The sequence below is a fragment of the Gilvimarinus sp. F26214L genome, assembly GCF_054401055.1.
Genome location: NZ_JBTIYG010000002.1, coordinates 258780 through 279549, shown reverse-complemented (window position 1 = coordinate 279549; position 20770 = coordinate 258780). Strand labels below are relative to the sequence as shown.

Annotated in this window: 20 protein-coding genes; 9 read left to right on the top strand and 11 right to left on the bottom strand. The window is 60.8% G+C overall.

What is annotated here, in order from left to right; all coding sequences use genetic code 11:
• Positions 1-309: 309 nt before the first annotated feature.
• From ACURWW_RS03525 to speA, 6 genes are all read right to left on the bottom strand, one after another.
• On the bottom strand, positions 310-873 hold the full coding sequence (locus ACURWW_RS03525; RefSeq protein ID WP_445615642.1) for an AAA family ATPase: 564 nt from the start codon (positions 871-873) through the stop codon (positions 310-312).
• Between the two features lie 130 nt (positions 874-1003).
• The gene (locus tag ACURWW_RS03520) at positions 1004-1996 is read right to left on the bottom strand and encodes a hypothetical protein (RefSeq protein ID WP_445615641.1); all 993 of its coding nucleotides are present in this window, start codon (positions 1994-1996) and stop codon (positions 1004-1006) included.
• A gap of 98 nt (positions 1997-2094) precedes the next feature.
• Positions 2095-2967 (bottom strand): agmatinase, encoded by an 873-nt coding sequence (speB, locus tag ACURWW_RS03515; RefSeq protein ID WP_445615640.1) that lies wholly within the window; start codon positions 2965-2967, stop codon positions 2095-2097.
• A gap of 36 nt (positions 2968-3003) precedes the next feature.
• Entirely contained in the window at positions 3004-4167 is a 1164-nt protein-coding gene (gene nspC / locus ACURWW_RS03510; protein WP_445615735.1) for a carboxynorspermidine decarboxylase, read from the bottom strand.
• 24 nt (positions 4168-4191) lie between these two features.
• Complete coding sequence (locus ACURWW_RS03505; RefSeq protein ID WP_445615639.1) at positions 4192-5394, bottom strand: saccharopine dehydrogenase family protein; 1203 nt, start codon at positions 5392-5394, stop codon at positions 4192-4194.
• A gap of 47 nt (positions 5395-5441) precedes the next feature.
• Entirely contained in the window at positions 5442-7400 is a 1959-nt protein-coding gene (speA, locus tag ACURWW_RS03500; protein ID WP_445615638.1) for a biosynthetic arginine decarboxylase, read from the bottom strand.
• Between the two features lie 282 nt (positions 7401-7682).
• Between speA and ubiE the strand changes: the two genes are divergently transcribed.
• From ubiE to tatC, 8 genes are all read left to right on the top strand, one after another.
• Entirely contained in the window at positions 7683-8501 is an 819-nt protein-coding gene (gene ubiE, locus ACURWW_RS03495; protein WP_445615637.1) for a bifunctional demethylmenaquinone methyltransferase/2-methoxy-6-polyprenyl-1,4-benzoquinol methylase UbiE, read from the top strand.
• Positions 8501-9136, top strand: a complete 636-nt coding sequence (locus ACURWW_RS03490; protein WP_445615636.1) for a ubiquinone biosynthesis accessory factor UbiJ — start codon at positions 8501-8503, stop codon at positions 9134-9136. Before ubiE ends, ACURWW_RS03490 begins: the two co-directional genes overlap by 1 nt.
• Positions 9136-10761, top strand: coding sequence for a ubiquinone biosynthesis regulatory protein kinase UbiB (gene ubiB, locus ACURWW_RS03485; RefSeq protein ID WP_445615635.1), 1626 nt, complete (start codon positions 9136-9138; stop codon positions 10759-10761). Before ACURWW_RS03490 ends, ubiB begins: the two co-directional genes overlap by 1 nt.
• A 76-nt stretch (positions 10762-10837) precedes the next feature.
• Positions 10838-11236: a phosphoribosyl-AMP cyclohydrolase gene (hisI, locus tag ACURWW_RS03480; protein ID WP_445615634.1), complete on the top strand. Its 399-nt coding sequence runs from the start codon at positions 10838-10840 to the stop codon at positions 11234-11236.
• 100 nt (positions 11237-11336) lie between these two features.
• Positions 11337-11669, top strand: a complete 333-nt coding sequence (locus ACURWW_RS03475; RefSeq protein WP_445615633.1) for a phosphoribosyl-ATP diphosphatase — start codon at positions 11337-11339, stop codon at positions 11667-11669.
• A gap of 41 nt (positions 11670-11710) precedes the next feature.
• Positions 11711-11962: a Sec-independent protein translocase subunit TatA gene (tatA, locus tag ACURWW_RS03470; RefSeq protein WP_445615632.1), complete on the top strand. Its 252-nt coding sequence runs from the start codon at positions 11711-11713 to the stop codon at positions 11960-11962.
• Between the two features lie 3 nt (positions 11963-11965).
• Complete coding sequence (tatB, locus tag ACURWW_RS03465) at positions 11966-12406, top strand: Sec-independent protein translocase protein TatB (protein ID WP_445615631.1); 441 nt, start codon at positions 11966-11968, stop codon at positions 12404-12406.
• A gap of 5 nt (positions 12407-12411) precedes the next feature.
• Positions 12412-13170, top strand: a complete 759-nt coding sequence (tatC, locus tag ACURWW_RS03460; RefSeq protein WP_445615630.1) for a twin-arginine translocase subunit TatC — start codon at positions 12412-12414, stop codon at positions 13168-13170.
• A gap of 212 nt (positions 13171-13382) precedes the next feature.
• Here the strand turns inward: tatC and ACURWW_RS03455 are convergent, their stop codons facing one another.
• The 3 genes from ACURWW_RS03455 to pip all read right to left on the bottom strand — a co-directional run bounded on the left by ACURWW_RS03455 (position 13383) and on the right by pip (position 15364).
• A complete protein-coding gene (locus ACURWW_RS03455; RefSeq protein ID WP_445615629.1) occupies positions 13383-13604 on the bottom strand; it encodes a hypothetical protein in 222 nt (73 codons plus the stop codon).
• Positions 13605-13794: 190 nt separating this feature from the next.
• Positions 13795-14241 (bottom strand): D-aminoacyl-tRNA deacylase, encoded by a 447-nt coding sequence (gene dtd / locus ACURWW_RS03450; RefSeq protein ID WP_445615628.1) that lies wholly within the window; start codon positions 14239-14241, stop codon positions 13795-13797.
• A gap of 151 nt (positions 14242-14392) precedes the next feature.
• Entirely contained in the window at positions 14393-15364 is a 972-nt protein-coding gene (gene pip / locus ACURWW_RS03445; protein WP_445615627.1) for a prolyl aminopeptidase, read from the bottom strand.
• Between the two features lie 220 nt (positions 15365-15584).
• Between pip and ACURWW_RS03440 the strand changes: the two genes are divergently transcribed.
• Positions 15585-16238 carry a DNA-3-methyladenine glycosylase I gene (locus tag ACURWW_RS03440; RefSeq protein ID WP_445615626.1) on the top strand — a complete coding sequence of 218 codons (654 nt, stop codon included), beginning with the start codon at positions 15585-15587 and terminating at the stop codon, positions 16236-16238.
• Positions 16239-16287: 49 nt separating this feature from the next.
• Here the strand turns inward: ACURWW_RS03440 and typA are convergent, their stop codons facing one another.
• Both typA and ACURWW_RS03430 read right to left on the bottom strand, forming a co-directional pair.
• Complete coding sequence (typA, locus tag ACURWW_RS03435; RefSeq protein WP_445615625.1) at positions 16288-18096, bottom strand: translational GTPase TypA; 1809 nt, start codon at positions 18094-18096, stop codon at positions 16288-16290.
• Between the two features lie 163 nt (positions 18097-18259).
• Positions 18260-20656, bottom strand: coding sequence for a putative bifunctional diguanylate cyclase/phosphodiesterase (locus tag ACURWW_RS03430; RefSeq protein ID WP_445615624.1), 2397 nt, complete (start codon positions 20654-20656; stop codon positions 18260-18262).
• Positions 20657-20770 lie beyond the last annotated feature (114 nt).

Genomic DNA, 20770 nt, shown 5'->3' with positions numbered 1-20770 from the left:
ACGCGTTTGCGTCCCCTCGTTGTTCTCTCGAGATGATTCTCTCTGGTTCTTGTAGTCACTTCCGGAAATTATTGTTATTAGCGCCGGATAGGCGCTGGGCTTGCCGGGCTCGCCCCGGCAGAAAACGCCCACGCTGACCCGCAATCATCGGGTGTTTGCGGTCAGCTTTTCAAGGAAGATCGCGTTAAGAAAGGTTGCAATTTTCGTTGTTTTCATCCAGCTCTAACTGACTGATTAGTCGTAATATTTATTGAGCATTGGAACGTCTAAGGCTGGCGGAGATTACGTCGGCGACTCTCGTCTGGCAGCTTAGATTCGCAAAGCGTAATGGAGCCGATGGACGAGCGCGGGGTTGATTCGCTTGCCGTGATCCGTCGCGAGAATGGCCACACCCGGAAAGTTCTCCACCCAGCGGATAAAGTGCTCCACCAGATCCGGGCTCCGGTCATCCTCTGCGCACCCCCGACAGAACAGCGCCTCGGCTTCGTCGAAGAGAAGCACCTCCGAGTCGGGCTCGGCGAGGTCGAAAACACGTTCGAGTGTGGCGCGCACGAACTCCGCGCTCCGGCCCCGCAACCGGGAAAGCCTGACATGCACCAACTGACGCTCCAGGTCCCGCGCAATCAGGCCCGCAGTACGGGTTTTGCCACCGCCGGAAGGCCCGGATAGCAGCGCCGCAACTGCGCGGCCCGAGGCGGCCCTGCGGGACAGCTCCCGAACGGTTTTCTGGCTGCGGGGAGGCAATGCCAGATCGTCCCAGGTGCATTGCGAAGGCTCCAGAACCGCTGCTCCCGCGATCGTCTCCATGTCCCGGATACGCGCTGATCCGGCCCTCGCATCGACGGTTTGCTTGTTGGTGTCCGCGAAATGCATGTGCATCCCTCGTCAGCGTGCTGTGGGTTCGTTGGTGTGTGTTTACTCCTGGCTCGTTGACGTATCGGCCGTTGCCAAATGAAATAGAACTCGCGGCGGAAGGGCTCCGCCGCCGCGCCCCTGTGATCGGCTAATTGCGCCCGGCGCCCGGGGCTTCCCGCTCTTCCCTGCGCGCGCCGCCCAGTATCCCCGGCAGCCCGTAGTTGCCTTCGTGGCAGGCGTACTCGTAAATCTGCTCGTCCGTCGTAGTGAACGGAAGTTCGCCCGTGAACGGGCGCTCGAAGGCCGCCGGATCCTCCACCGTAAAGCGGTACACAATCTTGTCATCCGCTACCCGGGTGAAACGTTCCGTAACCACCATATCCGGCGACGATCCCCTGAAACTTTGCTCCGGCCGGAAGTTGGTCGTCTCCACCACCAGTGTGTCGCCCTCCCAGTGACCGATGGAGTCGCCCATCCACTTGCGTCGCTGATCGTGTTCGAGGTCTTCGCCAATACGAATAAGGCGGACGTCGTGGACCATTTCCACCAGGATCATCATGTAGCCGGGGGTCTGCACAAACTGATAGTGGCTGTTGTACATGACCGGGAGCATGGGCGGCCCCGAAAGGGAGCCGAAGGAAAGCAGGCAGCGCTCACCCAGCGAGCGGCCTTCGGGGCCGTCGCTGCGCCCTGGCCCGCGCCCCGCCTTTCTGCGCTCCCGAGCAGATTCCGTAAGAGGTGGAATCCGCCCGTCGGGTGGATCGATGATCATGGAGGTGCGGTATTCCCCATTGATTTGCGCGACGCTCATGCCGCGATCCGTCCAGAAAAGATTGTAATTGCCCACTGGGGGAAGAGCTTCCGCCTTGGGTGGCGGCGCGTCGGGGTCGGTGGGCTTTGCGTCTTCATTGACGCGATTCAGTGCCGCGGCACGAATTGCGGCCGCTTCAGCTTCGGAAAACGCCCGGCGATCTCCGAGACTGGGGTCCCGCTCCAGCGGTGTCGCGGTGGAATTGCGCCAAATACCCTGGAAGTCCGGCGTTCCATCCGGGAGACGCGGAACCTGATAGCCTTCCGCGGCTATGGTTCCCGCAGCCAGCAGCAAGCATGCTCCCAGCAAAGTCGTGGCAACTTGGCTCATCGTGTCTACCTTTGTTATTGTAAGTCGTTGGTTTCGGCGTCGGGTCGTTATCGCGCCTTCCGCATCCTACCGGGACACTGCCGATTTTCAACCGGGCGTTATTGGTCCCAGCTGCGCTGCACGATACCCATCAGTTTGTACAGCAACTGGCTGGCCGCGAACTCGTAGGCGTGGAAGTTCGGAATCGGCGCGAACTCCAGCAGGTCCATGCCGATGATTTCCCTCTGCCGCGCCACGGATTCAAACAACCCGAGCGTCTGATACCAACCCAGGCCGCCCGGTACGGGTGTGCCCGTGGACGGGAAGATACTCGGGTCCATGCCGTCGATATCCAGTGTGAAAAAGACCTTTTTGGGGAAATCCGCCGGTAGCTCAATGGCGCTGACATTGCCGGGAACCAGGTCGTCCGCATCCCGGTAGCGCACTCCGTATTCCTTCCGCGCCGCCATCTCCTCTTCGCAGTAGGCCCGGATGCCCAGCTGATAAAGCGGCACACCCGCTTCCACCACGCGCTTCATCACCGAGGCGTGACTGTAAAGATCATCCTCATAGGCGTGGCGCAAATCCGCGTGGGCATCGATCTGGACCACACCAAAATCCTTAATGCCTGCGTCCAGGTAAGCCTTGATGATCCCCCAGGTTACGGTATGTTCCCCTCCAATGCCGACGGGCATGCCACCGGTCGACAGGATGGAAGCGGTGGCCGTGGCGATCCGCTCAATCACCTGTTCAGCGTCACCACTGCAATCCACGTCCGGGTGGGTATAAATGCCGAGGTTGCTCGGGTTGCTCTTCCCATCCCAGACTTCCAGTTGCTGGGAGGCCTCGATAATGGCGGCGGGACCCAGGCCCGTGCCGCCGCCGTAGGAAACCGTGCGCTCGAAGGGGATGGGCAGGATATGGAAGCGTGCGGCTTCGGGGTTCGGCTGCTCGATCTCGGAACCGAGGAAAATCATGGAATCAGCGGACATGGCAGTTCTCGTGGCAGTATTCAGAAAATCAAGTGTTCAGGACAGACGGGTTTTGAAATCCGGATAACCAAACTCCCGCACCACGCGAAGAGCATCGGTTTCTGAATTCCAGAGCACAATCGCGGGAAGTTTGGTGCCGTTGAAGGTGGTGGTTTTGACCATGGTGTAGTGGGCCATGTCTTCGAAGACGAGCCGATCGCCCACCTGTAAGGGTTGCGCAAAGGAGTAATCCCCGATCACGTCGCCGGCCAGGCAGGTCATGCCGCCCAGACGGTAGGTGTTGGGGAGGGCTCCCGCCGGCGCGGCGCCGGTAATGTCGGCGCGGTAGGGCATTTCCAGGGTATCGGGCATGTGGCAGGTGGCAGAGGTGTTGAGGATGGCCTGATCCATCTCGTTCCAGCCCAGGTCCAGAACCTCCGCTACAAGAACGCCGGTGCCAATTGCGATCGCCTCGCCCGGCTCCAGGTAGACCTGCACACCGTAACGCCGGGAGAAGTCCCTGACGGTCTCGATCAGGGCCTCCCTGTCGTAATCCGATCGGGTGATGTGGTGCCCGCCGCCGAAGTTCACCCACTTCATGCGCGGCAGATACTCGCCGAACTTCGCCTCCACAGCAGCCAGAGTGCGCTGCAGGGGCGCAAAGCCCTGTTCGCAGAGAGTGTGAAAGTGCAGCCCGGAAATGCCCTCCAGATCCTGCCCGGCAAACCGGGACGCAGGAATTCCCAGCCGTGAGCCGGGCGCGCAGGGATCGTAGATCGGCACGGCTCCCTCGGAATGTTCGGGATTGATGCGCAGCCCGAAACTCAGGGACGGCCGCTGGTGACGAGCCTGCTCGGCAAGAGAGCGAAACCGCTGCCACTGACCGAAGGAATTGAACACCACCGTATCGGCAATCCGCAGAATCTGCTCCAGATCCTCCAGGGAATAGGCAGCGGAAAACACATGGTTCTCGCCGCCGTAACATTCGTCCGCAAGGGTGGCTTCGTGGAGGCCGCTCGCGCAGGTGCCACTCAGGTATCGGGCGGTCATGGGGCCGAGGGACCACATGGAAAAGGCCTTCAGCGCGGCGAGGATTTTTGCTCCGCTCTGGCGCTGGACATCGGCGAGGATCTCGAGGTTCTGCCGCACCGCCACTTCATCCACCACATAGCAGAGGCCTGGCAGGCGCGATAAGTCCAGCCTGGAAAAATCAGTTCGCATCGGGTTCATCGGCAGGCCTTCCGCTCAATCGAAATCGGCGGCGAAGTCCGGATCTTCAATGACCTGCCAGGGCAGGCCGTAGCGGTTCATGTCCTCCAGGAAGGGATCCGGATCGAGCTGCTCCATGTTCCATACGCCCGGCTCCATCCACTTGCCCTCCAGCATCATCTTGGCGCCGATCATGGCGGGCACTCCGGTGGTGTAGGAAATGGCCTGGGATTGCACCTCACGGTAGCAGTCCTGGTGATCCTTGATGTTGTAGATGAACGCGGACTTTGCTTCGCCGTTCTTCTTTCCTTTCACCAGACAGCCAATGCAGGTTTTGCCCTTGGTGCGCGGACCCAGACTGGCCGGATCCGGGAGCAGGGCCTTGAGAAACTGCAAGGGGATGATCTTCTGTCCCTGGAAGTCCACAGGCTCGATGCCGGTCATGCCCACGTTTTCCAGCACTTCCAGATGCTTGAGGTAATTATCGGAGAAGCTCATCCAGAACTGGGCCTTGTTCAGGGAAGGAAAATGCTTGCTGAGTGATTCCAACTCTTCGTGGTACATGCGATAGATGTTGTAGGTGCCCACAGCATCCGGGCACGTGAAGGCCCTGGAAAGGGACATGGGCGGGGTTTCCCGGAACGCGCCATCTTCCCAGTGACGACTGGGAGCCGACACTTCACGGATATTGATCTCCGGATTGAAGTTGGTGGCAAAGGGGTAGCCGTGATCGCCGCCATTGACGTCGATGATGTTCAGGCTTTCCACCTCATCAATGTAGTGCTTGGCGAGATACGCGGTAAACACGTTGGTGGCCCCCGGGTCGAAACCGGAACCAAGCAGCGCCATCAGCCCCGCCTCCCGGAACCGATCCTGGTAGGCCCACTGCCACTTGTATTCGAATTTCGCCGTTTCCGGAGGTTCGTAGTTGGCCGTGTCCAGGTAGTGAACACCGTACTCCAGGCAGGCATCCATGATCGTGAGATCCTGGTAGGGCAATGCGACATTGATCACCAGATCCGGCTGGTGGGCCCGGAACAAGTCCAGCAGCTCGGGCACGCTGTCCGCGTCGACCGCGGCGGTGACGATGGGCCGGTCCAGCTGGGCGGCAATCTGATCACACTTTTCCTTGGTGCGGCTGGCCAGCACGATGTGGGAAAAAACTTCCGGCACCTGCGCGCACTTGTGAGTAACCACACCGCCGACTCCGCCGGCTCCGATAATGATGACCTTGCTCATAAAACTGTCCCCGTCCGTTCAGACCCAGATGATTTCCGCTGACAAGATCAGCGTTCGAAGTAGGTATAGCCGCGAAGGCTTTCGGAAAATGCATGCAGCATTTCCTTGCGCGCTGCTGGCGAGATCTTGCCACTGCGCACGGCCCGCTCCGCAGTTTTGCGGAATTTCTCCAGCATGTCCTGAGGGTTGTACTCCACGTAGCTGAGTACGTCGGCGATTCGGTCCCCCTGGAACTCTCGGACGAATTCAAAGTGACCGTCCTCTTCGATTCGCACGCTCACCACGTTCGTATCGCCGAACAGGTTATGCAGATCGCCGAGGGTCTCCTGATAGGCACCCACCAGGAACACCGCCAGGTGATACTCCTCGTTTTCGCTCACCTGATGCAGGGGCAGGGTTGTCATCTGGCCGTTGGGATGTGCGAATCGATCGATCTTGCCATCACAATCACAGGTCAGATCCGCAAGAATCGCCTGACGCGTGGGTTTTTCACCCAGCCGCTCGATGGGCATGATGGGGAATAGCTGATCGATGGCCCAGATATCCGGCAGCGACTGGAACACGCTGAAGTTGCCGTAGTAAATGTCACACAGAAGCTCGGGCAAAGCCTCCAGCTCGGGCGAAACACGGCGCGCCTGGGGCAGCAGTTGCGCGATCTTGTAGAGCACGGCCCGGCAGTACTTGTCTGCCAGCGCGCGATGGCGGAGGTTCATCTGGCCGTGCCGGAACAGTTCGTACACTTCATCGCGGTAGTAGAGTGCGTCGTTGAAGCTCTCCTGCAGATTGGCGGGCGACACCGAGTTCAGCACCGACGCGAGATTGGCGATGAGCTCGTGAGCATCCGCAGGCGGCTCGGCAGGAAGATTGGCCGGCTCCGGCTTGCGCACGTCCAGCACGTTGAACAGCAGCACCGAGGAATAGGCAATGGTAGCGCGACCGGATTCGGTAACGATCACCGGGTGGGGAATGTCCTGGGAGTCCAGGGTTTCGCAAACGGCCTCGACAATGTCCACACAGTATTCGTCCAGCCGGTAGTTCATGCTGTGCGTGCTGTTGGAGCGCGTTCCGTCGTAGTCGACGGCCAGTCCGCCGCCCAGATCCAGGTAGCCCATGGGAGCACCCTCTTCCACCAGGCTCACGTAGTAGCGGCAGGCCTCCAGCACACCCAGGCGGATGTTCCGAATATTGGGGATTTGAGAGCCCAGATGGGCATGCAGGAGCTGCAGGCAGTCGAGCATGTCCGCCGCCTTCAACTGATCGATCACATCGATGAGCTGGGAAGGAGTGAGGCCAAAGATACTCTGATCGCCGCTGTCCGCCGCCCAGTGGCCGTCCACCTTTGCCGACAGCTTCATGCGCGCACCGATCAGAGGGCGGATGCCGAGGGCGCGACTGCGTTCGATAATGATGGGTATTTCCGCCGGCGTCTCCGCCACAAAGAAACAGCGCACGCCCATCTGGACGGCGTACAGGCCGAGCTCGACAAATTCCGCGTCCTTGTAGCCATTGCAGATGATCAGGCTGTCCATGTCCTGGAGCTGGGACAGAGCAATAATCAGCTCCGCCTTGCTGCCCGCTTCCAGACCGTGGTGGTAGCGCGCGCCAAAGGAGGCGATCTCCTCGATCACGTGAAACTGCTGATTGACCTTGATCGGGAAGACGCCGCGATATTCGTTCCGGTAGCCCACGGTGGCAATGGCCTTGGCGAAGGCTTCGTTGAGCTGGCTCAGGCGGTGATCGAGCAGATTCTCGATGCGCAGCACCACCGGCATTTCCAGGCCGCGCTCCTTCATGCCCTGCACGATATCCATCAGCGGCACCGATACGGTCTTGTCGCCGAATGGCACCACTACCGACACCTGGCCGTCGTCGCTGACGTTGAAATAATCAGCACCCCATTCGCGAATACCGTACAGCTCGGCGCTGGCCGCCGCCGACCACTCATCCGTATCCAGAAGGCTGGCAAACGGTTCAGAATGGGCCGAAGCTTTGTTTGAGATGGTCATGAAGCCTGGGTACTCCTGCGAGAAACAAGATGTTGAAATTGGGAAGCCTGAAGACCTCAGGTCTGCTCGAGCGGGGGGCGCGCATTGTACTCCCATTTTTGCAGGTGGGTAATCATTGATCGACCCCCGTTTTCGCCAATTGAATGTGCAACTGGGCGCCGGCTGCGGGCGGCGCCCGGGGGCGGGACTCAATCCGGCGCCCCGCCGCCCATGCACCACTGGAGTTAGCTGTCCAGCAGAGTACAATGGCCGCCCAGCCTAGTGACCCGAGACTCCATGTCAATGCCTGATGAAAGTTCCCGGCCGGGTTCCCGCACCACAGGAACCCGCCACGACACCACCGACCCATCCGCCGGAGAAGACGGCACAACCCACTTCGGCTTTGAACGGGTAAGAACCGAGGAAAAGGCCGATAAGGTCGCGGGAGTCTTCCACTCCGTGGCGGCCCGGTACGACCTCATGAATGACCTTATGTCCGGGGGCGTACACCGGCTGTGGAAGCGCTTTACCGTAGAGGTGGCCGCCGTCCGGCCGGGCCAGCGAGTGCTGGACATCGCCGGCGGCACAGGCGATTTGTCCATTGCCTTCTCCCGATTGGTGGGCGCTGAGGGTCAGGTGTTCCTGGCGGACATCAACGAATCCATGCTGCGAGTCGGTCGCGACCGGCTGATTGACAAGGGCGTGGTCGGCAACGTGGAGTTTCTGCAGACTGATGCCCAGGCTCTGCCATTCGCCGACAACAGCCTGGACTGCATCACCATCGCCTTTGGCCTGCGCAACGTAACGGATAAAGACCGTGCACTCGCGTCCATGCAGCGCATCCTCAAACCCGGCGGTCGATTGCTGGTGCTGGAGTTTTCCAAGCCCCGGAGCAAACTGCTGAGCAGCCTTTACGACCGTTATTCCTTCGATGTGTTGCCGGCCATGGGCAAACTGGTAGCCAACGACTCGGAAAGCTATCGCTATCTGGCCGAGTCCATTCGCATGCATCCGGACCAGGACACGCTGAAATCCATGATGGAGAACGCCGGTTTCACCAACTGTGAGTATTTCAATCTCACCGGCGGCATCGTCGCTCTGCACAAGGGGATCAAGCCCTGATGCCCGATCCCACCCTGAGCAGCGCCCTCGCCGCCGCGCTCGAAGCAGCGGTAAACGGGGCTCTGCGTTATGACCCGGCAAGCCGCCTCGCTCTGACGCGTCTGCGCGGCCGGGTCCTAGCAGTGGAAGTAAGTTCCCCGAGACTTCAGCTCTACCTCATGTCGGATACAGAGGGCCTTCGGATTCTCAGCCACCATGAAGGCGAAGTGGAAACACGGCTGGTGGGCAGCCCCGTGGCCCTGGCTTCGCTGCTCGGATCCGAACGCCTCAGCCTGGCCGACTCGAGCGTCGAGGTGTACGGCGGCACCGGACTCCTGCAGGAACTGCAGCGCATTCTGCACAACCTGGACATCGATTGGGAGGACGCAGTGAGCGAAGTGGTCGGTGACCTGGCAGCGCATCGCGGAGCCACTTCCCTGCGATCCCTGGGCGGGTGGGTCCGGGGGCGAAAGAGCAGTTTTGAGCGGCTGCTCGGTGAGTATCTCAGCGAGGAGCTGAACACCACACCCGCCCGTGCGGAACTGGAGCATTTTTACGAGCAGGTGGACCAGGTGCGCCTGGGCACCGATCGGCTGGCGGCGCGCCTGGATGCCCTGATCGCCCGCAGCCAGAACGCGGAGAAGAACAACCGATAATGTCGCTACCTGTTTTCCTGCGCCTGTTCGCCATCATCCGCATCGCCATCAAGCATCGCCTGGACACCTTCTTTACGGCACGCCCGCTCCCCTGGGCGCTGCGTATGCTGTTTCTGCCGGCGCGCCTTCTGCCGGAGCCGCGCCGGCCGCGCGGCCAGCGCCTGCGGGAAGCGTGTGAAGACCTGGGGCCCATCTTCATAAAATTCGGTCAGCTGCTGTCCACCCGGCCCGATCTGGTACCTGCGGACATCGCTGGGGAGTTGGACCGCCTGCAGGACAACGTGCCACCCTTTCCCAGCGAGCAATTCCAGGGAATTGTTGAAGAAGCGCTGGGCGGCCCCGTCGAAACCCTGTTCGCCCACTTCGAACGGGATCCGCTGGCATCCGCCTCTGTGGCTCAGGTCCATGCCGCCGTACTCCCGGACGGGCAGCAAGTGGTGGTCAAGGCCATTCGACCCGGCATCGAAAAGGTCATCAGCAAGGACGTTGCGCTGATGCTCATCCTCGCCCGCTGGTTACAACGGGTGCTGCCCGATGGCCGGCGCCTGCGCCCGGTGGAGGTCGTAGAGGAATATCGCTACACCATCAACAACGAGCTGGACCTGCAGCGGGAAGCCGCCAACGCGTCACAACTGCGCCGCAACTTTTCCCATTCGCCCCTGCTTTACGTACCGGACGTGTACTGGCCCCTGGTACGCAGCAAGGTCATGGTCATGGAGCGGATCAACGGCATACCTGTGACCGATGTGGAAGCCCTGCGAGCCAGGGGCACGGATATGAAGCTGCTGGCCGAGCGCGGGGTGGAAATCTTCTTCTCCCAGGTCTTCGAGCACAACTTCTTCCATGCGGATATGCACCCGGGGAATATTTTCGTGGACGCCAGCGCCCCCGAACGGCCCAGCTATATCGCAGTGGACATGGCCATCGTCGGGTCGCTCACCCGGGAGGATCAGTATTACCTCGCGCGCAATCTGCTCGCCATGTTCCGCCGCGACTATCGCATGGTGGCCGAACTGCACGTAATGAGCGGCTGGGTCCGGGAAGACACCAACGTGAACGAATTCGAGGCCGCGGTGCGCACCGTGTGCGAACCCATCTTCGAACGACCCCTGAAGGACATCTCCTTCGGCCGGGTGGTGTTCAGCCTGTTCCAGACCGCGCGGGAATTCGACATGGAGGTCCAGCCCCAGCTGGTGCTGCTGCAGAAGACGCTGCTCAACATCGAAGGCCTGGGGCGGCAGCTTTACCCGGACCTGGACCTCTGGCGCACGGCTCACCCCTATCTGGAGCGCTGGCTGCACGAGCGCTTTCACCCGCGCGCTCTCGCCGCGCAGTTGCGCCGCTACGGCCCCGAGTGGCTCGAAAAGTTTCCGCAGGTTCCCAACCTGCTGTTTCAGAGCCTGGAGCAGCTCAGCGACCTGGATCAGCGCACCCGGGAGTTAAACCGCCAGGCCATCCTCCGCCAGCAGAGGGAAGAACGCAGCCGCCGGCGGGGCCGCCTGGGGATGCTTGCCCTCGCTGCCGGGCTGGTCCTGTCGGTGCCTCACTGGCTGCCCGCTGACAGCCTGTCTCCCGCCGCTTTGGGGCTGATGGTAATTGGCGCATTGGCCCTGCTATTGCGGTAGAATCTCACGGCATTGGTCCAGGCAGTACAATGCCGGCAGCAAACCGATGCCAGCGCAATAAACTGATGGGAGCCTCGTGAATCAGCAAGCCGGCAACAACGACTTTCTCAACGCCGTTCAGTGGAACGACCAGGGTCTGGTGCCCGCCATCGCCCAGGACGCCGCCAGCGGTCGCATTTTAATGATGGCCTGGATGAACCGTCAGGCGCTGAGCCAGACTGCCGCGGAAGGGCGCGCCGTCTATTGGTCGCGCTCCCGAAACAGGTTGTGGCGCAAGGGCGAAAGCTCCGGCCATGTTCAACAGGTTCACGAGATTCAACTGGATTGCGACGCCGATGCCATCATTCTGCAGGTTGAACAGGTTGGCGGCGTAGCGTGTCATACTGGCCGTAGTTCCTGCTTCTACCGGGTGCTCCGGGACGGGCAATGGGATACGGTTGAGCCAGTGATAAAGGACCCGGCCGAAATCTACTAGCGGGCGGACAACGGCGGCTCTTGCGCCCCGTTCCTTCACCCGCCGCTGAATCCGCCGACAGTGTCGGAAGCCGCAGTTACTCTCGAGGTATACAAGCGACATGAGCGATACGCTGACAGAACTGGCCGCGTTGCTGGAAACCCGCAAGCAGACCGGGGAGGACGGCAGCTCCTACGTGGCCAGTCTGCACCGAAAGGGCCTGAACAAGATCCTCGAAAAGGTTGGGGAAGAGTGCACGGAAACACTGCTTGCCGCCAAGGATGCCGAGCGTAGCGGCGACGGCCGTGAACTGATCGCTGAAACTGCAGACCTGTGGTTTCATTGTATGGTGATGCTCTCTCACCTGGGGGAATCCCACGAGGCCGTTCTGGCGGAATTGCAGCGGCGCTTTGGTCGGTCGGGAATAGAAGAGAAGGCCTCGCGCAGTACCTGAGGGCCGGTTGATTACGAACACGCACACGCGGAGTACACAGTATGGGTTTAGGCGGCATCAGTATCTGGCAATTGCTTATCATCCTCGCGATCGTGGTGCTGATCTTCGGCACCAAGCGCCTGCGCAACATTGGCGGCGATCTGGGGGGGGCCATCAAGAGCTTCAAAAAGGGCCTGAACGAGGACGAGAACGCCTCTTCAACAGAGGACCCGGCGGTGGAGCACAAAACCGCAGACGGAACTCAGGAACGAGTGGTGGACAGCGAAGCAGACAAGGTCAAGCAGGAAAAATAATCCGTGTTTGACGTCGGCTTTACCGAACTGCTTGTTATCGCCACCATCACCCTGCTGGTGCTGGGGCCCGAGCGCATGCCCGAAGCGGTCCGCACCGTGACCTTGTGGATCGGCCGGTTCAAACGCAGCTTGCGGGAAACACGTCGGGAAATCGAACAACAGATCGGTGCCGACGATATTCGCCGGGAGCTGCACAACGAAGAAGTGATGCAGAACCTGGAAAAGCTCCGCGGCGAGGTGGACCGGACTCTGGAAGAAGACATCGCGCTGGAGAGCGAGCTGTATCCTACCAGCGGCAATAGAGCCAAAGCCGACGGAGCCATGGCCGACGCCGACAAACCCGAGGATCCGACAGGGACGGAACCGGGCCGCCCGCAATCACCCGCAACTCCAGAATCAACACCGGCTGATCAACCCGAAGCCGGGGGCGAGAAGAAAACCTGACCCCGATGACCCAATCCGCCGAAAACAAGCAAAGCGACGACGTGGAGTTGCCCCTCGTTGCCCATCTGAAAGAGTTGCGCGATCGCCTGCTGCGCTGTCTGCTGGCGGTTCTGGTCGTGTTTCTGTGCCTGGTCTACTTCGCCCCCGAGATCTACACCTTCGTCGCCACGCCCATGCAGAAGGTGCTTCCGGAAGGGGCCCAGATGATCGCCTTCGAAGTGGCCTCGCCCTTCCTGGCGCCGTTCAAGCTGACGCTCTATGTGTCCTTTTTTCTGGCCATGCCCTTCATTCTTTATCAGGTCTGGGGCTTTATCGCCCCCGCGCTCTACCGGCAGGAAAAACGGGTGGCGATCCCGCTGTTCGTGTCCAGTGTGCTGCTTTTCTACGCGGGCGTGGCCTTCGCCTACTTCGTGGTGTTTCCGCTGATCTTCGGTTTTTTCACCAGCATTGCTCCGGGTGGTATCGAAGTGGCTCCCGACATCAACGCCTACCTCAGCTTTGTGCTGATGATTTCCTTCGCCTTCGGTCTGGCCTTCGAAACACCAGTGGCCACTGTTCTGTTGATCTGGGCAGGCGTTATCAGCCCGGAGGGATTGGCTCGCAAACGACCCTACGTGGTCATTGTCTGCTTTGTGCTGGGCATGTTCCTGACGCCGCCGGATATCATCTCGCAGACGCTGTTGGCGCTGCCCATGTGGCTGTTGTTCGAGGTGGGAATCTTCTTCGGTCGCTGGGTAAAACCCATGGAGCAGCCGGCGGACTAGCTAGTTGACCAGGAAAAGGATCTAGCGACAACCTGCCGGGCCGAACGGGGACGTTCGGCCCGGTGATCGAATACCTGGGTGCTTGGTCAGGCGCAGGGGGTCGCGGTCTGTACGTTATCGAAAGTCCAGGACAGGCTGTTCAACAGATCACTGGTGCCGCTGCTGCGCTAAGGTCTGCGGCACAGGACGTCCCACAGACCAGGAGAAGGTTCTCAGGCGAGAATCAGCAATACGAGGCCAAGCACGGCCGCCAGAATGGGCTCCTTGGCTTTGGACCACTGGAACAGCCCGTACAGGTAGGAGAGGGGCGGCAGGAACAGGGTGCTCAAGCCCCAGGTCATGTCTTCTTTGAATGAAGTAATCAGCATCATGCCCCAGCTGATCAGCAGGATCGCAATGCCGAAGGCGGTCAAAGCGGCGGAAATGGGTTCCATCGAACTCTCCTCAAACTCTTCTAATGCGTCGGGCTTGTGCTATCGGCGGGACGCTCCACCGGTGACCCGGAGCGCTGGCAAGGTACTCGCGCGGCAAAAGTCCGCCCCAGGGGCGCGCATTCTATCACCTATCCAGGGAAATTTAAGCGCAATTTCCGGCGAAGGGGTGGCTCATCCTGAACCATGGACATCAGGCGCTCAGAAGGAAGGTGACGGGGCCGTCGTTGATCAGGGAAACCTGCATGTCCGCCGCAAATCGGCCGCTGGCCACCTGCAGCCCCTGTTCCCGGAGCGCAGCAAGCTTCTCGAGGAAAAGCTCGTAGAGGCGCTCCGCTTCCGCAGGCGGAGCGGCGGATGAAAAGCTGGGTCGCAGGCCGCGGCCGGTGTCGGCCGCAAGGGTGAACTGGGAGACCACCAGTATTCCGCCTTGCACGTCCAGCAGGCTAAGGTTCATCTTGCCTTCGGAATCAGGGAATACCCGGTAGTTCACCAGTTTGTGGAGCAGCTTGTCCGCCTGCTCCTCGCCATCCCCCTTTTCTACACCGAGAAAAACCAGCAGGCCGCGACCGATGGCGCCCACGCTCCGACCCTCAACCTGCACCTCGGCTTGGGATACCCGTTGCAGCAACCCTCTCATTCGTCCCCCTGGCGTTCAAAGCCTGCCATTATAGGGCGAAACGCGGTCCGGGGCCGTGCTCAGTCGAGCCTGCGGCGGAATCCAGCGGTTGAAAAAGAACGAGGCACCGGCTCAAGCGGGCAGTCGCGGAAGCTGACCGACACCGGGCTCGTCAGGCGCGGGTCAGGTAGTCCCCTTCAAAGCGAAACGCCATGTCCCGGGTCGCGCGGACCAGTGCGTCCACGATACTGGGCTCCCGGGAAGCATGGCCGGCGTCCCGGATAATGTGTAACTCCGACTCGTGCCAGACCCGATGGAGAGCAAAGGCGTTATCCAGGGGGCATACGGTGTCATACCGGCCATGGACAATAATGCCGGGAATCCCCTGGAGGCGATCCGCCTGTTTGATGATCTGGCCTTCGTCGATAAATACGTTATTCACAAAGTAATGGGCCTCGATGCACGCCAGGGCGAGAGCCCGGTGCGGGTCGGCGAAGGACTCCACCACTTCATGGCAGGGCCGCAGAGTGGAGCAATGGCCCTCCCAGAGCGACCAGGCCTTGGCCGCCCCCATTTTTGCCAGCTCGTTGGAACCGGTCAGGCGACGGTAGTAGGCAGTGATCATGTCGCCCCGCTCCTCCTCGGGTATGGGGGCCTGGAAGTCCTCCCAATAGTCGGGAAACAGATGGCTGGCCCCACCCTGATAGAACCAGTCCAGATCCCGCCGGCGACAGAGAAAGACCCCCCGCAATATCAGGCCGAGAACCCGTTGGGGATGGGCCTGGGCATAAAGCAGGCTCAGAGTGGAACCCCAGGACCCGCCGAAGAGCAGCCAGCGCTCAAGCTTCAGCTCCTTGCGGATTTTCTCCATGTCCTCGATGAGGGCCTGGGTGGTGTTGTCGCGCAGCTCTGCGTGGGGTGTGGAACGCCCGCTGCCGCGCTGGTCGAAAAGGATGATGTGGTACTTCTCCGGATCGAAGAAGCATCGATCCTGCTTGGAGCAGCCGCCACCCGGGCCGCCGTGCACGAAGAGCACCGGGATGCCTTCGGGGTTGCCGCTTTGTTCGACGTAGAGGGTGTGGACGGGATCGACTTTCAGGCGTCGCGTTCGAAAGGGCTTGATGTCCGGATACAGAATCAGCATGGGTTCAGGCCTGGCAAATGTATGCCGGCGGCCGGGGAACCCAGCCAAAGGATGCACCTGCTCCCCTTTCGCCTGCGAAAAGGACCATGGTAGGTACACCCATGGTGCGATGCAACCGGATCGGGATGCACGTCCCGTTCGCCGGCGTCCCTTACCTTGCCCGGGGCAACGCGGCGATTTACCATCGCCTGAAACCGCCGACCCCCGAAAAGGCAAAAACATGACGACGGACCATTCGCCAGCAAGCCCTCACAATCATCAGCCCGAGCCGGCCCGCGAAGGCGGCGTCCCCTCCGGCGACCCCCGCTGCGGCTGGTGTCACGGGGATGCGCTGTACATCACCTATCACGACACCGAATGGGGCCGGCCATTATTCGACGACCGCACGCTGTTCGAGTTTTTGCTGCTTGAAGGCGCGCAGGCGGGACTCTCATGGATCACGGTGCTGCGCAAGCGGGAAGCCTACCGCCAGGCCTTCGATAACTTCGATCCGGAAAAGATCGCCCGCTACACAGACGAGAACATCGCAGCACTGCTCGAAAATTCCGGGATCATCCGCAACCGTCGGAAGATCGAGAGCGCGATCAGGAATGCCCGGGCCTATCTGGACCTTCGGGAAGGCGGCACTCGCTTCAGCGATTTCCTCTGGCAGTTTGTGGACGGCGTGCCGGTGCAAAACCGCTGGCGCAGTCTCGACCAGGTGCCTGCGTCCACACCCGTCTCCGATGCACTCAGCAAGGAATTGAAGCGAAAAGGTTTCAGTTTTGTGGGCACCACCATCTGCTACGCCCACATGCAGGCAACGGGAATGGTGAACGACCATCTGATCAGCTGCCCCAGCCACAACGAATGCGCGGCAGCGGCCTCTGCTTAGCTCAGGTGTCCACCCGGCTGCCGAGAGAAAGCAGCCGGGCGGTCAATCATCAGTTCTTCGCGCGTTTGCGCTCGTTCTCGGTCAACAGTTTTTTGCGCAGACGAATGTGGTTGGGAGTCACCTCCACCAGTTCATCGGTTTCGATGAACTCCATGGCCTGCTCAAGACTGTGACGCACCGGCGGGGTGAGGATGATGTTCTCATCGCTGCCGGAGGCGCGCACGTTGGTCAACTGCTTGGCCTTGGTGGGATTCACCACCAGGTCGTTGCCGCGGGAATGCAGACCGACGATCTGTCCTTCGTACACGTCCACGCCCGGCCCCACGAACAACCGGCCCCGCTCCTGAAGGTTGAACAAGGCGTAGCCCAGGGTTTTGCCCTTGACCATGGACACCAGCACGCCATTCTGACGCTTGGCGACCTCACCGACTTTGACAGGTCCATAGTGGTCGAACACCGTGGTCATGATGCCGGAGCCTGAAGTCAGGGTCAGGAACAGCGATCGAAAGCCGATCAATCCCCGGGACGGCATGACAAACTCGAGCTTCACCCTTCCCTTGCCGTCCGGCTGCATGTTTCGCAGGTCCGCCTTGCGCTGACCGAGCTCCTCCATCACCGAGCCCTGGTGCTGCTCCTCGATGTCCACCACCACCTCTTCGAAGGGCTCGCACATCTCGCCGTCGATCTCCTTCTGAACCACTTCAGGCCGGGAAATGCCCAGCTCGAAGCCCTCGCGGCGCATGGTTTCGATCAGGACCGACAGATGCAGCTCGCCGCGACCGGACACAATGAACTTGTCGGCCGAGTCCCCTTGTTCCACCCGCAACGCTACGTTGTGCAGGAGCTCCTGTTCCAGGCGGTCCCGGATGTTGCGCGAAGTGATGTATTTGCCGTCCTGGCCTGCGAATGGAGAATCGTTGACCTGAAAGGTGACACTCACGGTGGGTTCGTCGACGCTGAGGGGCGGCAGGGCCTCGGGGTGCTCCGGGTCGCATACGGTATCGGAGATGTGTACATCCTCGATGCCGGTCACACACACGATGTCCCCGGCACGGGCCTTCTCCATTTCGACCCGCTCCAGCCCCAGGTGCCCCATCACTTTCAGCACCCGCGCTTTGCGCTGTTTGCCATCCTTGTCCACCACCGTGACCGGAGAGCTGGGCGCAACTGCGCCGCGCTTGATCCGGCCGATGCCGATGACGCCGACATAGCTGCTGTAATCCAGAGCACTGATCTGCATCTGGAAGGGGCCGTCCACGTCCACGTCGGGAGGCGATACCCGCTCCACGATCATTTCGAACAAGGGGGTCATGTCCGGCTGCATTTCCTCGGCTTCATAACCGGCGATGCCGTTGAGGGCGGAGGCGTAAATTACCGGGAAATCCAGCTGTTCGTCGGTGGCGCCCAGCCGGTCGAACAGATCGAAAACCTGATCCATGACCCAGTGCGGGCGTGCGCCTTCCCGGTCCACCTTGTTGATCACCACAATCGGCTTGAGGCCTTTTTCAAACGCCTTGGCGGTCACGAAACGGGTCTGCGGCATGGGTCCGTCCACCGCGTCCACCAGCAGCAGAACCGAGTCCACCATGGAGAGCACCCGCTCCACTTCACCACCGAAGTCGGCGTGCCCGGGAGTGTCCACAATATTGATGTGGTAGCCGTTCCAGGCGATGGCGGTGTTCTTGGCGAGAATGGTAATCCCCCGCTCTTTCTCCTGGTCGTTGGAGTCCATGATTCGCTCGGAGCTCTGGCTCTTTCGATCCAGGGTACCGGACTGTTGCAGGAGTTTGTCCACCAGGGTGGTTTTGCCATGGTCAACGTGGGCAATGATGGCAATATTGCGGAGCTTCTCGATCACAAAGGGACCTCTAAAGAATGGCGAATTCAGGAACTGCGGGCGGGGGTGAACGCGGCAGGTTTCAAAAAAATGGGGGCGGGATTATACCTGCGGCCGGCCAAAATCTAAACAACTCCTTTTCCGGCCGGCTGACTGGCTTGAGGTCGACCGTTTGCGAAGCCGGTCAGGACAGGGCCAGGTAACTGGGCTTTTCCAGGAAGGCCAGGACTTCATGACTGGGCAGGGGGCGCGAGAACAGGAAGCCCTGCCCCTGATCGCAGCCGTGCTCCATTAGGAACTGGAGCTGTTCCGTGGTCTCGATGCCCTCGGCAATGGTTTTGACGTTCAGCTCCTTGCAGAGTTTGAGAAGGGAGATGACGATGGCCCGCGCCTCGCTGTTCTGAACCACATTGGCGGTAAAACTGCGGTCAATCTTGACGGTATCGATGGGCAGCTTGCGCAGGAAACTCAGGGACGAGTAACCAGTGCCGAAATCGTCGAGACTGATCTCCACCCCCAGGGCGCGCAGATCGCTCAGATGCTGCACGGCCATGGCCTCGTCCTGGAGCACACTGGTTTCGGTCAATTCAATCTCCAGGCGCTGGGGGGAGATGGCGAAGTGCTCGATCATCATGCGCAGTTGATCCACCAGGTCTGTTTGCGCCAGTTGGCGGGCGGAGATATTGATGGCGATGCGCAGATGTCTGGGCAGCAGTCGGTCCCAGAGCTGAATCTGCTGCATGGATTCCGCCAGCACCCAGTTGCCGATGTCGCGAATGAGGTTGCTCTCTTCCGCCACGGGAATGAAATGGCTGGGCAGAATCACTCCCTGCTCGGGGTGCTGCCAGCGCACTAGCGCCTCGAAGCCCACCGGACTCATGTCCACCAGGCTCACCTTGGGTTGGTAGTACAGGCGGAACTGGCTGTGCACCATGGCCGCCTGGAGGGAGTTTTCCAGGGCGAGCCGCTGATGAACCTGGTCATTTATCGCGGAAGTGAAGATGTGGTAATTGTTCTTGCCCTTGGCCTTGGCTTCATACATGGCCAGGTCCGCGTTGCGCAGCAGCGTATCGGCGTCAGTGCCGTCATCGGGGAACAGTGCGATGCCAACGCTGGCCCCCACGTGGATTTCGCTTTGGTGAACCACGAAGGGTTCGTTGAGATCCTGGATGATTCGCTCGGCCACCACTGCCGCGTCGTGGGCAGCCCGGATGCAGGTCAGGATCGCGTTGAATTCATCGCCGCCCCTGCGGCTGATGAGTTGATCCACCGAGACCACCCCGGCGTGTCCAAACAACAGATCCGCCTGCCGAAGGCGGTCCTTCAGCCGCTGGGAAATCTGAATCAGCAGCTCGTCACCGGCCTCGTGGCCCAGCCGGTCGTTCACCTTCTTGAAATCATCCAGATCGATGAACAGGACAGCGATTTTCCAGTTCGCCCGATCGCTCTGGGCCAGCAGACGACTCAGGGTCTCCCGCAAGGTGGTGCGATTCGGCAACTGGGTCAGGGAATCGAAATAGGCAAGCTGACGGATACGGCGGCTGGTGTGGTAGAGCTGCCGGCCCATTTGCCGAAAGGACAGGGCCAGCTCGCCCAGCTCGTCGTCGCTGCGGATATCCAGCTCCGGATTCAGATCGCCCTTGGCTATCTGCCGTGTGGCGCGAATGAGTTTCTGCACGGGCTTGATGGCGATGTCATCCACCACCAGAGTGAAAACAGCTCCCGAAAGGATGAGCGTCAATCCGAGCGCAGTCACGAAGATGACGATGTACGGCCGCTTGTTGGCGAATATTTCCGCCTTGTCCGTCAGGGAGACCAGCCAGAAGTCATCACTCAGGCGGTTCATGGCCAGCAGATATTGCTTGCCACGGAGGCGGAAATTATCGGCGACCCGGCCCCGGACCTCCTCGCCAGGAACCAGTTGGGCAAAGTCCGGCAGGCGGGGGAAATCGATGGCGTCGCGCTGGGTGAGCACGTTGCCGCCCCGGTCCACCAGCAGCAGCTGGGCCTCCCGTGTCGGTCGGGATGCCACCAGCCGTTCCAGCGCAGCATACGAGGCAAAAACGGCCAGGAAGGCGGGCCGGCCCTCGGCTGACCCTCCGGGAATCGGCGCGACTGAAACCATGTAACCACCGGCTTCACCCGCCGCGGGGAGGAACTGGATGTGGGGCTGGTCACCCTGGGGGCGGGCCAGGGCTTCGGGACTCACCGGAAGGCTGAGCCCGGAGCGTCCAACGGTCAGCAGGGCCTGGTCCCCCTTGAGCACCCAATAGGCCTGGGCTGCCGGATTGCGATCCAGTTGCCGGCGCAGAATCGCGGTAGCCGTCTGTCCATCCCCGGGACTGCCGCTGACGAAGGCGCTCAGCTCGGAGCGGGCTGCGGTGCGGCGACTGCCCTCCCGCAGGAGGGTGAAATAGATTCCGGCAACGGATGAAACGGAGTGAAGAAGATCGGTCTGGTAATCCAGCGCATCCTGGCGCAGTTGGGCGTCGATGTAGACGTAACCGATACTGCCGAGAATCGCCAGAGGCGATAGCAGCAGGACAAACCACAGCAGCAGTAGTTTTTTCCGTAGACCCATGCCGAGCAGCGCGCAGAAACGTCCAAATGTTGTTATTGCACTGGTTCGCAGCGCGGTCGGGCAAACCGGTGCGGCGAGTCGTGCGGCGTCAGACCGGGGCCCGCAGGCCGCCAA

Coding starts and splice junctions, on each gene's coding strand:
- ACURWW_RS03525 (WP_445615642.1), bottom strand. CDS start 873: ATGCATTTCGCGGACACCAACAAGCAAACCGTCGATGCGAGGGCCGGA.
- ACURWW_RS03520 (WP_445615641.1), bottom strand. CDS start 1,996: ATGAGCCAAGTTGCCACGACTTTGCTGGGAGCATGCTTGCTGCTGGCT.
- speB (WP_445615640.1), bottom strand. CDS start 2,967: ATGTCCGCTGATTCCATGATTTTCCTCGGTTCCGAGATCGAGCAGCCG.
- nspC (WP_445615735.1), bottom strand. CDS start 4,167: ATGCGAACTGATTTTTCCAGGCTGGACTTATCGCGCCTGCCAGGCCTC.
- ACURWW_RS03505 (WP_445615639.1), bottom strand. CDS start 5,394: ATGAGCAAGGTCATCATTATCGGAGCCGGCGGAGTCGGCGGTGTGGTT.
- speA (WP_445615638.1), bottom strand. CDS start 7,400: ATGACCATCTCAAACAAAGCTTCGGCCCATTCTGAACCGTTTGCCAGC.
- ubiE (WP_445615637.1), top strand. CDS start 7,683: ATGCCTGATGAAAGTTCCCGGCCGGGTTCCCGCACCACAGGAACCCGC.
- ACURWW_RS03490 (WP_445615636.1), top strand. CDS start 8,501: ATGCCCGATCCCACCCTGAGCAGCGCCCTCGCCGCCGCGCTCGAAGCA.
- ubiB (WP_445615635.1), top strand. CDS start 9,136: ATGTCGCTACCTGTTTTCCTGCGCCTGTTCGCCATCATCCGCATCGCC.
- ACURWW_RS03475 (WP_445615633.1), top strand. CDS start 11,337: ATGAGCGATACGCTGACAGAACTGGCCGCGTTGCTGGAAACCCGCAAG.
- tatA (WP_445615632.1), top strand. CDS start 11,711: ATGGGTTTAGGCGGCATCAGTATCTGGCAATTGCTTATCATCCTCGCG.
- tatC (WP_445615630.1), top strand. CDS start 12,412: ATGACCCAATCCGCCGAAAACAAGCAAAGCGACGACGTGGAGTTGCCC.
- ACURWW_RS03455 (WP_445615629.1), bottom strand. CDS start 13,604: ATGGAACCCATTTCCGCCGCTTTGACCGCCTTCGGCATTGCGATCCTG.
- dtd (WP_445615628.1), bottom strand. CDS start 14,241: ATGAGAGGGTTGCTGCAACGGGTATCCCAAGCCGAGGTGCAGGTTGAG.
- pip (WP_445615627.1), bottom strand. CDS start 15,364: ATGCTGATTCTGTATCCGGACATCAAGCCCTTTCGAACGCGACGCCTG.
- ACURWW_RS03440 (WP_445615626.1), top strand. CDS start 15,585: ATGACGACGGACCATTCGCCAGCAAGCCCTCACAATCATCAGCCCGAG.
- ACURWW_RS03430 (WP_445615624.1), bottom strand. CDS start 20,656: ATGGGTCTACGGAAAAAACTACTGCTGCTGTGGTTTGTCCTGCTGCTA.